Annotated in this window: 11 protein-coding genes; 6 read left to right on the top strand and 5 right to left on the bottom strand. The window is 67.6% G+C overall.

The window, feature by feature from the left end; genetic code table 11:
- Both ACFWPH_RS13775 and ACFWPH_RS13770 read right to left on the bottom strand, forming a co-directional pair.
- Positions 1-651: a DUF1707 domain-containing protein gene (locus ACFWPH_RS13775; protein ID WP_378751730.1), complete on the bottom strand. Its 651-nt coding sequence runs from the start codon at positions 649-651 to the stop codon at positions 1-3.
- 123 nt (positions 652-774) lie between these two features.
- Complete coding sequence (locus ACFWPH_RS13770) at positions 775-2154, bottom strand: AI-2E family transporter (protein WP_378750823.1); 1380 nt, start codon at positions 2152-2154, stop codon at positions 775-777.
- A gap of 169 nt (positions 2155-2323) precedes the next feature.
- Here ACFWPH_RS13770 and ACFWPH_RS13765 point away from each other — a divergent pair, with 169 nt between their 5' ends.
- From ACFWPH_RS13765 to ACFWPH_RS13755, 3 genes are all read left to right on the top strand, one after another.
- Positions 2324-3871: an adenylate/guanylate cyclase domain-containing protein gene (locus ACFWPH_RS13765; protein ID WP_378751728.1), complete on the top strand. Its 1548-nt coding sequence runs from the start codon at positions 2324-2326 to the stop codon at positions 3869-3871.
- A 68-nt stretch (positions 3872-3939) separates the two neighbouring features.
- Positions 3940-5043, top strand: coding sequence for a YbhN family protein (locus ACFWPH_RS13760; RefSeq protein ID WP_378750821.1), 1104 nt, complete (start codon positions 3940-3942; stop codon positions 5041-5043).
- Between the two features lie 74 nt (positions 5044-5117).
- Positions 5118-5486, top strand: a complete 369-nt coding sequence (locus ACFWPH_RS13755; protein WP_378750819.1) for a DUF3054 domain-containing protein — start codon at positions 5118-5120, stop codon at positions 5484-5486.
- Positions 5487-5499: 13 nt separating this feature from the next.
- Here ACFWPH_RS13755 and ACFWPH_RS13750 read toward each other — a convergent pair whose 3' ends face one another.
- A complete protein-coding gene (locus ACFWPH_RS13750; RefSeq protein ID WP_378750817.1) occupies positions 5500-7116 on the bottom strand; it encodes an NTF2-like N-terminal transpeptidase domain-containing protein in 1617 nt (538 codons plus the stop codon).
- A 367-nt stretch (positions 7117-7483) separates the two neighbouring features.
- On the opposite strand from ACFWPH_RS13750, the gene aroQ reads away from it, so the two are divergent.
- On the top strand, positions 7484-7957 hold the full coding sequence (gene aroQ / locus ACFWPH_RS13745) for a type II 3-dehydroquinate dehydratase (RefSeq protein ID WP_378750815.1): 474 nt from the start codon (positions 7484-7486) through the stop codon (positions 7955-7957).
- On the opposite strand, the gene ACFWPH_RS13740 is transcribed toward aroQ, so the two are convergent.
- On the bottom strand, positions 7958-8413 hold the full coding sequence (locus tag ACFWPH_RS13740) for a nitroreductase family deazaflavin-dependent oxidoreductase (RefSeq protein WP_378750813.1): 456 nt from the start codon (positions 8411-8413) through the stop codon (positions 7958-7960).
- 731 nt (positions 8414-9144) lie between these two features.
- Here ACFWPH_RS13740 and ACFWPH_RS13735 point away from each other — a divergent pair.
- On the top strand, positions 9145-10242 hold the full coding sequence (locus ACFWPH_RS13735) for a zinc-binding dehydrogenase (RefSeq protein ID WP_378750811.1): 1098 nt from the start codon (positions 9145-9147) through the stop codon (positions 10240-10242).
- Between the two features lie 73 nt (positions 10243-10315).
- The gene (locus tag ACFWPH_RS13730; RefSeq protein WP_378750809.1) at positions 10316-10627 is read left to right on the top strand and encodes a GNAT family N-acetyltransferase; all 312 of its coding nucleotides are present in this window, start codon (positions 10316-10318) and stop codon (positions 10625-10627) included.
- A 152-nt stretch (positions 10628-10779) separates the two neighbouring features.
- Here ACFWPH_RS13730 and ACFWPH_RS13725 read toward each other — a convergent pair whose 3' ends face one another.
- The gene (locus tag ACFWPH_RS13725; RefSeq protein WP_378750807.1) at positions 10780-11541 is read right to left on the bottom strand and encodes a lysophospholipid acyltransferase family protein; all 762 of its coding nucleotides are present in this window, start codon (positions 11539-11541) and stop codon (positions 10780-10782) included.
- Positions 11542-11559 lie beyond the last annotated feature (18 nt).

Raw genomic sequence — 11559 nt, 5'->3', positions numbered from 1 at the left:
TCAGTTGCCGAGCAGGCGCCGCCAGTGGGCCATGAACGGTTGTTTGGCGGTGACCGATCCGAACCGGACCCGGCCGTGCACCAGCAGATGCAGCGGACCGATCGGCGGACCGCTGCGCACCTTGTTGTTCACGCTGGACCCGATCAGTTCCAGTCCGTCCAGGTCGACCGTTGCCTCCTGTGGGACGACCAGGGTGAGCGAACTGGCGTAGTCGTCCACCTGGATCTCCACCACCTGGGTGGTCATCACCGCCTGGGTGAAATCCAGGGTTACGCCGGAGAGCCAGCTGTTGACCCGCAACACCGGTGCGACCTGCCAGTCGCCGCGACGAGTGACCCCCGACATCCGCGGGCGGATGATCCCGCCCTGCACCACACCCGACAGCGGCGCCCGCGCGGTATCGCCGGGCTGCGGCAGCGGGGCGGGTTTGCCGTGGGCCGGTTGCGGCGCGGTGGGTTCGCCGATCAACCGCACGCCCGGCAGATCGACGAGCACGGAATTCAGCTCACCCCGGGTCTTGGCGGCGAGCGCGGTATCCATCCGTTCGGTGAACTCGCCCAGCGACAGCATGCCCATACCCACCGCGCGTTGCAGCAACTGTCCGACGTGTTCCCGTTCGGCATCGGAAACACGCAGGTCCCGGTTGCCGATCCGGCTACCGGGACCCGCACCGTCGAATACCGGATCGGGGCCGTTCATAGGTCCGAGATTACCCAGCACCGGCCCGGTCCCGCATCAGGGCATTCCCGGATACGGTGGGCTTTTCCTGCCGGATCAGACCTTGTGACCTCCCGTTTCACCGGCGTCTACCGGATCGGCCGGCGGAGTCTTCTCGCGGTGTCCATCCGGTGGGCCGGGGTCCCCGGCGGTGGCGGGCTCTGCACCGGCGGCGAGCGCCGGCGCCGATTCCGGTGCCGGCGAGCCCAGGGGTTCGGCGTCGGACGGCCGGGGCAGGATCAGCCTGCGCTGTGCCTCGGCGAGCAGCGCGGCGATCGCGAATCGCCCCGTACCTTCCGTCGCGTGTTCGGGTGAATCGGGTTCGGCCGCATAGATACCCTTGCGGTCCGCGGCCAATTCCGCGATCAGTTCTTCGGGGTCTTCGGCGAGCAGGGAGCGGATCGCGGTGTTCAGCACCGCCACCAGCGGTACCGCCAGCAGGCCGCCCGCGATCCCGCCCAGGACCAGGCCCGCGGCGATCGCCAGCACCACCGCGAGCGGATGGATCCGCACCGCCCGCCCGAGCAGCAGCGGTTGCAGGACATGGCCTTCCACCTGCATCACCGCGACGATGATGCCCAGCACGATCAACGCGGTGACGAAACCCTTCGTCACCAGGGCGATGAACACGGCCACGAAACCGGCCAGGAATGCGCCGATGATCGGGATGAACGCGCTGATGAACACCAGCGAGGCCAGCGGTAGCGCCAGCGGGACCCCCAGCAGCGCCAGTCCGGCGCCGATCCCGATCGCGTCCACGGCCGCGACAGCGACGGTGGCCCGCACGAAGCCCACCAGCGACCCGAAGCCGAGTTCCCCCGCCGTCCGCACCCGTTCGCGATGCGCGCGCGGCACGATCCGGGTCACGAACTCCCAGATCTGGTACCCGCTGTAGAGGAAGAAGATGAGGATGAAGAGCGTGAGAAAGGTGCCGGTGAGGATATGGCCGATCATCGTCGCGGTGGTCAGCGCGCCGCTGGTCAGCGTGTCCTGGTTGGACTGGATGGTGCGGATCGCCGCGTCGCCGGCCGTCCGGATCTGGTCGTCGCTCAGATGCATGGGGCCGGTGATGAGCCAGTCCTGCACCTTGTGGATGCTGCTGGTGAACTCGTCGGACAGCTGCGGTACACCCACCACGAACTGTTCCACCACAAACGTGACGACCCCCGCCACCAGGCCCAGGGAACCGACCAGTGCGACCACGACCCCGAGCCCCCGCGGCACACCGCGGTGCTGCATCCAATCCACCAGCGGAGCCAGCAACGCGGCCGCCAGCAAGGCGATGGCCAGCGGAATCACTACGGTATCGAGCCTTCGCACGGCTGCCGCGAGCACCGCCACCAGGGCGAAAATCACCAGTAGTCGCCAGGCCCATTCGGCGGTCTGCCGCACGATCGGGTGAACGGCGTCTGCGGCGGTCGGTTTCGGCTCGGTCACCCGGCCGAGCCTAACGAGCGCGGCGGGAACAGGCCCGGCACCGGGCCGCGCCCGGTCCGCGGCGACCGCGTACCCCTCCTGCGGCGCCCAACCCGGGAGCGCCGGGGCGTCGGGGCCGGACGCTAAGTTAGTACATGTGTCAGCGCCATTGGAAGCGGTCAAACAGACCATGCATACGCGCTGGCCGCTGTACCTCACCTCGATGTTGCTCGCGAACGCTTTCGGTGCGGTGCTGGTGTGGGCGTTCATACAGTACGGGTTGCCGGTGCCGGAGGGCGAGCAACCCGGAACCCGGCAGATCGGGCTACTCGTCCCCGGGGTGGTGTTCGTCACCGGCGGGGTGCTCAGTGTGGTCGCCTCGGCGCTGATGCTGCGGCCGGTGATGCGCTGGCAGGTGCGCGGCGGGCCACCCAGCCGGCAGGAACAGATGGCGACCCTGCACGCGCCGCTGCGGCAGGCGATCCTGCATCTGGCGCTGTGGATTCTCGGTGGCGCCGTCCTGGCCACCGCCATCATCTCCGAGACTCCGGCACTGGCCGGTACGGTGATCATCACCGAATGCATGGCCGCGACCATCGTGTTCGGTTTCACCTACATGCTGGGCGAGCGGATTCTGCGCCCCGTCGCCGCCGAGGCGCTCAGCGCGGGCCGTTTCGACCACACCCTCACCCCCGGCGTCGGTACCCGGATGGCGATGACCTGGGGTATGGGGACCTTCGCCCCCACCATCGCGATCGTGCTGCTGTGCGTGACCCAGATCTCGTCGGACGTCAAATTCTCGGCGCAGTCGCTGGCTGTGTCGATCCTGCTGCTGTGCGGGGTGGTGATCATGCAGGCGCTGGCGCTGTCCATGCTGACGGCGTCGAGTATCTCCGACCCGGTCCGTCAGCTCAGCCAGGCCATCGACCAGGTGCAGAACGGTTCCCGCGAGGTGCAGGTCGAGGTCTTCGACGGGAGCGAGATCGGGCTACTGCAGGTCGGTTTCAACCGGATGATGGAGGAGGCCGCGAGCCGGCAGCGTCTGCAGGAACTCTTCGGCCAGCATGTCGGCGCCGAGGTGGCGCAGCGCGCCCTGGATTACGGCACCGAGCTCGGCGGGGAGACCCGGTTCGTGGCGGTGCTTTTCGTCGATATGGTCGGTTCCACCGCCACCGCCGCCGAACATCCGCCGACCGAGGTGGTGAATTTGCTCAACGAATTCTTCCGCGTGGTGGTCGATGTGATCGACCGCCATCACGGATTCGTGAACAAGTTCGTCGGCGATGCCGCCCTGGCGATATTCGGTGCCCCGCTGGACCGCCCGGACGCGCCGACGGCGGCACTGGCCGCCGCCCGGGATCTGCGCGTGGCATTGCGGTCGATATCCGGGCTCGATATCGGTATCGGAGTTTCGGCCGGGTTGGCAGTGGCGGGCAATATCGGTGCGGCCAACCGATTCGAATATACGGTGATCGGTGACCCGGTGAACGAGGCGTCACGGCTCACCGAACTGGCGAAAGATCATCCGGGCCGGACACTCGCCTCGGGGTCCGCGCTCTATTTCGCCGAGGAGAGCGAACAGCGCAATTGGACCGCCGGCGAGGAAGTGCAGTTACGGGGGCGGCGCCGTAAGACGAGATTGTCCTGGCCCAGCGATTCCGTGGCCGAGACCAGCACAGTGCCCGCCGCGACGGCCGTCGAATCGGAACCTACCGCCGACGAGGCGGAACGCACATAGCACGCGCTCCGGTGAGTCCCGGCTGCGGGGCCGGGTGGCAGGCCACCGGCGTCCATTAGGCTGGGCTCGTGACTGCCAACGGTGATACAGCGGATACGCCTGCTGTGTCCGGGGCAGGCGAAACGCCGGAGAATCGGAAACGCTCCCGGAGATTCCGGTGGCTCAAATGGCTGGCCGTTTCCGTACTGCTGCTGTTGTTGATCGGGGAAGGGGTTTACCTCTATCCCCGGCTGCACGAGTCGTGGCAGAAACTTACCGAAATCCATTGGGGCTGGGTCGCGGCGTGTATCGCATTGCAAATGCTGTCCATGTCCGGTTTCGGCCGGGTGCAGAAACAGTTGTTACGGGCGGGCGGCGTCGAGGTCAGGCAGCTCAAATCGGTGGCCGTTGTGTACGGCGCGACGGCCATGTCGGTCACGCTGCCGGCCGGGCAGGTCTTCTCCACCGCGTTCACCTACCGCCAGACCAGGCGCTGGGGCGCCAGCCCGGTGGTCGCGTCGTGGCAGCTCGTCTTCTCCGGGGTCGTATCGGCCGCCGGGCTCGCCCTGCTCGGTGTGCTGGGCACGGTGCTGGCCGGTGGGCGGGTCGGCCCGGTCAACGTCATCGTGTCGGTGGCCGCCGTGGTGGCGCTGGTCTGGGCGGGTAACTACGCGTCCCGCCATCCGGGCACCCTCGAAGGGGTGTTCCGGCGCGGCCTGGCCCTGGTCAACCGGTTGCGCAAACGCCCCGCGGACGCCGGGCGCGAGAAGATCCGGGAGATGCTGGCCCAGGTCGAATCGGTGGATATGGGCACCCGCGACGGCGTCTGGGTCACCGGTTGGGCAGTGGTGCACCGGATCGCCGATGTCGCCTGCCTGGGTGCCGCGTGTTACGCCATCGGCGGCGACCCGCGGTGGGCGGGTCTGCTGATCGCGTTCGCGGCCGGTAAAGCGGTGGGGTCCATCCCGTTCGCGCCCGGCGGCATCGTCTACGTGGACGCGACCCTGATCTACGGGCTCACCGCCGCTGCAGGGCTGCCGGCGGCCCAGGCCGTCGCCGCCGCGTTCGTCTACCGGCTGGTGAGTTTCGTCTTGATCGCCATCATCGGCTGGATAGTGTTCGCGTTCTTGTTCCGCAATCGCAACGCCGAGGACGACGAATACGAGCAGGAGTTCACCCGGCGCAACGCCTGACCCGCCGCGCGGAACGCCCGGCGACAGGTCTACGGACGGAGTTCGCCGGATTGCGACCCATTATGCTGCGCAGTGTGAGATGGCTGGGACCTATCGTTGTCGACGCGCTGCTGGTGGTGCTGTTCTGCGTTATCGGGCGCCGCAGTCACGACGAGGCGATCCTCGCCGGTCTGCTGCGTACGGCATGGCCGTTCGCGACGGGACTCGCCGTCGGCTGGGTCGCCGCCTACCTGCTGTACCGGCGGCGCCGGGAAACCGAACCGTTCAACGGTATGCGCCTGCGGCCGACCGGCCTGGTGATCTGGTCGAGCACCCTGATCATCGGTATGGCGCTCCGGGTGGTCAGCGGTCAGGGCACGGCGGTCAGTTTCGTCATCGTGGCGGCGTCGGTGCTGGCCCTGTTCCTGCTCGGCTGGCGGGCGGCGATCCGGGCGATCAACTAGGAAACGCCGGACCTCACTCGTCGGGTTTGGCGAACGAGGCGAGCATCCGTTCACCCATCCGCACGACCATATCGCCGCTGTCGACATCGGCGATATGGATGGCGAATGCCAGGTCACCCATGGTGGCGATGAGCCAGCCGTCTTCGCCGGCCTTGGCGGAATACCCGGTGACATCGCGGAATCCGCGCAACCGTGCCATCTGCGGCGCCTTCATCCCGTCACGCAGCACTCGGCGCGCCGCATCGGTGACCGGCCCGGGGAGCGGGCCCGTCGGCGCGTCGGTTTCGCCCGGGCGGCCCCGTTCGATCATCGGCGGCCGCAGGGTGCCGTCGCCGATGGCCGCCGCCGCGATCGCCATACCGAAGGGGCTGGCCAGCAGTGCGTCCGAACCACCGCCCTGACGGACCGGTTCGGCGTCGCCCGCGCCCGCGGGCCGGCCGGTGACCTCCTCCAGACCGGGTACCCGGAAGTCCACGCCCACGCCGAGCGCGGCCGCGGCTTCCACCGCCTCGGCGTCGGAGACATCCTTCGCGGACTTCCCCTCGGACGCCGCGGCAACCTCCCGGAACAGCTCCATCATGCCGCCCGCCGGGTACAACCCGGTGAACGCGACCGGCCCTTGGGCACTGGAGTAGTTGTTCTGGGCGACGGCGACCACGGCGCCGGTGGACGGCTGGGTGACCACGATCGAGGCCGGTGAGCCCACACTGACCACCGCGTCCTCGGCGGCGCGTTGCAGCCGCTGGTCCATGGTGCCGGCGATATCCGGACCGGCCGGGCCCTGGTGGCCGGCCAATTGTTTGACGAATTGCCCGTTTTCGAACAGTTGTACGGCCCAGCCGGAATGTTTGTCCTGGCTTTCCTCGAAGACATTGGTCATGGCGTCGAGCATCGGCGAGAAGACCCGGCGATCGGAGACGATCAGCCGCGGCTCCTTTTTCATCACGACACCGGGAATCGGGGCCATCTCCGGTTCCAGGATCGCGAAATCGCCTTCGCGCAGGCTCACGGCCGTAATGGGTTTACCGCCGGACGCTGCCAGCTTCTCCCGCAGCGACGCACCGGTGATCAACGGGGCGACCGGTTCGATTGCGCGAGAGAGCGCATCGGTGGAGGCGACCTGGTCGGGCATCCGCGCGGGATCGAGCTGGATGACATTGATCGTCTGCTGGGTCATCAGCGGTTTGCCGATATTGTCCACCACGCGCGGCGCCGGTTCGGGGGTGGTCCGCACCAGCCGGACGGTGCGGTCGTGCTCGAGCTGTGGCATCACCACGGCCGGATCCCAGGAGATCTTCCACCCGTCGGAGAGTTTGCGGATGGTGCCTTCCAGATTGTAGGACCAGTCCTTGCGCTCACCGAAGTTCCAGTGCACGTCCAGACTGAAGATCCCGGTTTCGGCGTCCAGTCCGATGAATTGCGTTTTCTCGTAGTCGACGTTGCCGGTTTCGAGCCCGTCGAACATTTGCCCCAGAGTTGCCGAAGCGGCGGAGGGATAGGAGGTCAGTTCGGCCGCCGCGGCATGATCACGCTCGTCGAGCAGTTCGGTGAATTGATCGACGACCGATTCGGGACCGGCCTGCTCGGTGCCGGACCCGCACGATCCCATCGCGATTGCCAGAGCCGCCACCCCCGTAAGGGCCACTGCGCCCCGGAAGCGAAAGCGGCGGGATCCCCACACATCCATGTCGCCCACTCTTCACTCTTGCCACTCCAGTAACAAGACCACCGTACCTGAAAAATGCCTGCTTGCGAGTGCCCGCAAACCCGAAACCATAGCCTGTTCCACCGTGTGTAGTTGTGGCCGTACCCAACTCGCCGCCGAACCGGCCATGATCATTTACCGGACTGTCGGAGGACACCCGGCTTCGCTACGCTACCGATCGATCCACGGCGCTGTGGCGTTACCCCGCAAGTCCGCTTCCACTGCAGAGATACCCCGTAACGGTAGCCCAGAACCCTCGGTGCGCGTTCGGGGTGTCGGTAGGGTTGCTGTCATGCCCGACGCCTCCTTCCCGCAAACCCCGAGCAGTCCGATCCTCGTTCTCAACGGCCCCAATCTGAATATGCTCGGTACTCGCCAGCCCGAGGTGTACGGCACGGAAACCCTCGAGGATGTAATCGAATTGTGCCGTCGGGCCGCCGCGGCGCGGGGCCGGGAGATCACGCATTTCCAATCCAATTCCGAAGGCGAACTGATCGACCGCATCCACGGCGCGCGCGGTACGGCTTCCGGAATCGTGATCAACCCGGGCGGGCTGACCCACACCTCGGTGGCGCTGCGGGATGCACTGGTCATCCCCGAGGTGCCGATCGTCGAGGTGCACATCAGCAATGTGCACGCCCGTGAGGAGTTCCGCCGGCACTCCTACATCTCGCCCATCGCCGATGCGGTGATCGCCGGGATGGGCGGCTACGGCTATGTCGCCGCCATCGATTTCCTGGCGACACGCGGCGCGACCACCGCCTGATCAGCGCACCGTGTCCAGCCGGAAAACCGGGAATCCCGGTGCGATTCCGGCGAGCTCGGCGTCGGTGGCGTTCTTGGTGACACCGTCGAAGAACCGGTCGACCTCCCAGCCCCAGCGTTCGAGGTAGTGCCGCAGCAGCGGAATCTTGTCGGTATCGGCGACCTCGGCCGCGGTGAACGTTTCGGTCTTGCGACCGAGCCGCAACTCGCCCGTACCGGCGACCCGCAGATTGCGCACCCATTGGGTATGCCCGCGCGGCGCGACGAGATAGCGCTCACCGTCGGCGGCGGTCATCACATTGACCATGGTGGTCCGCCACTCGCCGGATTTGCGGCCGCGTACGGCCAGCAGCCGGGAGCCGGCGATGCTGATGCCCAGTTTGGGCAGCAGGTTGACGATCCGGTTGAAGATCGGGTCGAAACCGGTGGGGGCGAGGTAGCGGGTGGCGGTGGTCATCGGGATTCTCCTTTGTGAGCGCTGCTCTCTGTTGTGAACAACGATCGCACTTTGCTGCCGGTGAGTCAAGAGCAGTGCTCTCTGTAATTTTGGGCGGCTCCGGGACGCGGATCGGGGATCTGGATATCCCCGGCTGTCGGGTAGACCGTCTGTAAAGGGCGGGCTGGAATTTTGGAGGCGCTCCGCCACGCAGGGTCGGGGTCCTGGATATCCCGGCCGTCGGGCAGACCACCCGTGAAGGGCGGGCTGTAATTTTGGAGGCGCTCCGCCACGCAGGGTCGGGGTCCTGGATATCCCGGCTATCGGGCAGACCATCCGTGAGGGGCGGGGCTGTAATTTTGGAGGCGCTCCGCGCCTCGAGGGTGGGGCCCTTACGGGCCCGGTTCTTCACTCCCGCCGGTCGGTCGCTGCGCTCCCTCCCTCTGGTCGCTCCAGAACCGGGCGGGCCCCACCCAGGGAAGGTGGACCCACACAGGAACGGGCAAGCGGGCCGGGGGGCTCTGTGGAGCACGGTTTCGTGGTATGCGGTCCGCGAAGGCGGGGGCGTATTTCGAGGTGGGCGCGATAAACGTCTATTGGGTGGGTGGGTATCGGCACGGCGGAGGGGCGGGGCGGGAATGTCGGGGGATTTCGCCGAATCAGGTCCCGTCGAGGGGTAGTTCTGAGACGGTGATGGGGGTGCCCCCAGTGGCGGATGTGGGGGCAACGAGTGAGTGGTGGAGGAGGGTGCTGTGCAGGCCGCAGTTTTCTACGGAGGCGAACCCCGGCTGGTCGTCGAGGACATCCCGGTACCGCAGCCCCGGCGAGGCGAGGTACTGCTGCGGGTGACCGCCTGCGGGGTCTGCCATACCGACCTGCACGTCCTCAGGTCCGAGGTGAAGTTCCCGGCGCCCGCGGTACTGGGCCACGAGGTTTCCGGTGTCGTCGAACAGCTCGGCGAAGGCGTGGCGAATATCGCGGTGGGCGATAACGTGGTGTGCAGCTTCATCATGCCGTGCGGGGATTGCCGGCACTGCGTCCGCGGAGCCGAGGACCTGTGCGAGAAATTCTTCGCACACAACCGCCTGAACGGCACCCTCTACGACGGTACGAGCCGCCTCGCCCGCCACGACGGGACACCGCTGGCCATGTATTCCATGGGCGGGCTGGCCGAATACTGTGTCGTACCCGCCTCCGATGTCTTCGCCGTACCCGCGGAGGTCGGCCTGGACGCGGTCTCGATCCTCGGTTGCAGCTCGTTCACCGCGCTCGGCGCGATCCACACCGCCGAACTCGGTCTCGGTGACCGGATCGCGGTGGTCGCGGCGGGCGGGGTCGGCTCCTCGATCGTGCAATTCGCGGCGGCCGCGGGGGTCGCCCAGATCATCGCCGTCGATATCAGCGACGAAAAGCTTTCCGCCGTTGCGAAACTCGGCGCCACCCATACGGTCAACTCCCGCGCCGAGGACGCCGCCGCCCGAGTCCGGGAACTCACCGGCGGCCACGGCGTGGACGTGGCCTTCGAGGCGCTCGGGAGTCCGGCCACCTTCGCGACGGCGCTGGATATCCTCGACGACGGCGGCCGCGCGGTGGTGGTGGGTATCGCACCCGCGGGCTCCACCGGCAGTATCGACCTGGCCCGGCTGGTCCGGCGCAAACTCCAGGTACTGGGCTCCTACGGCGCGAAAGCCCGCACCGATATGCCGGCCCTGTTGCGCATGGTCGCCGCGGATACGGTGCGGCCGCAGGAGGTCATCACCCGCCGCTACCCGCTCGCGCAGGCCGACGAGGCGTACCAGGCGCTCGCCCGCGGGGAGATCGTCGGGCGAGCGATCGTCGAAATGTCCTGACGCCGGGGGCGACTCGCCGCGCCGACTACCCGATCGAGGCGAATTTTCGCGGTCGACCGAGTAGCGTCGAGCCATGCCGACGGACGTCCGCAACAACACCGCACTGGAACGCTTCGAGATCACGGTCGACGGCGAGGTCGCGGGCTACATCGAATATCAGGACACCGCCGGTGAACGGGCGTTCGTCCATACCGAGATCGACCCGCGCTTCGAGGGCCAGGGCTATGCCCGCGACCTGGTCGAAGCGGCATTGCACGCCACCGGCGTCGAAGGACTCGGCGCGCTGCCGATGTGCCGGGTGGTCGGGCATTTCATCGAAACCCGCCCGCAGTATCTGTCGATGGTCCCGCACTGGGCCCGCGACCGGCTCGGGTTGCCGCAATGACGCGCTCCGCTGCGCGGGTAGGCGCAGCAGACCGCTGAAAACGCGGTACGCGCACCGCACCCGCAGCGATACCGAACACCGCTGAGCGCTGTGCGCATGAGACTGCTCGACTCGAGCGGGAGGCTGCCGACACGATGCGGCACGCCCTCCGATCAGTACCCGGCGACCGCTCCGTCCAGCGCCTGTTGTAGATCCGTGCGGACCAGCCGGGTGATCTCGGCGGGGCGCGCCGGTAGCTCGGTGCGGGGGACGGTGAAATGGAAGCTCGCCGATTTCGCTTCTTCCTTGGTCGGCTCCACAGCAGGGTCGGCGCGCGGGCCGTAACTCAGCCCGAGACACAGCAGTGCGGGATGGACGCCGTGCTTGACGGTCCGGAAAGCGATATGCCCGATGCCGGTCCCGACCGGCTGGACCTGCGCCGGGTCCACATCGTTGCAGGTGCCCTCCGGAAAAACGGCCAGGCTGTCGCCCTCGGCCAGGCGTTCGGCGCAGATATCCATCATGCGCTGGCCGGCGGCGTTCACCGCCCGCAACCCGTGATCGGTGCCGCGGAACACCGGGATCCCGCCCATCATGTCGATCCGGCGCCGCAGTTTCTCCTCGACGAACAGTTCGTCCTTGGCCAGCACCCGGGTGCGCCCGATTACAGGCCGCAACTCGCTGCGCCACGCGGCCGCCGCCAGCGTGTACGGATCCAGCCGGGAGAGGTGGTTGACCGCGATCAGCAGCGGCGTGCGGGCGCGAATCAGTTCGCGGATGGCGGCGCGGGCACCGTCTGCGTAGCTGATCCGCGGCCGGTAACGCCGCCCGAGCAGGGCGTAGGCCCCCATCGCCTGGAACCGGTTCTGCCGGTGCGCACGGTAGAAGTCGTACACGTCGTCGCTGTTGCCGAGAAGCACCTCAGGAGGTCGCATACGGCTGACTCTACGAGC

The organism is Nocardia sp. NPDC058499 (assembly GCF_042719915.1).
Taxonomy (GTDB): domain Bacteria; phylum Actinomycetota; class Actinomycetes; order Mycobacteriales; family Mycobacteriaceae; genus Nocardia.
The sequence above is the reverse complement of the archived record's forward strand: the minus strand, read 5'-3'. Positions and strand labels throughout refer to the sequence as shown.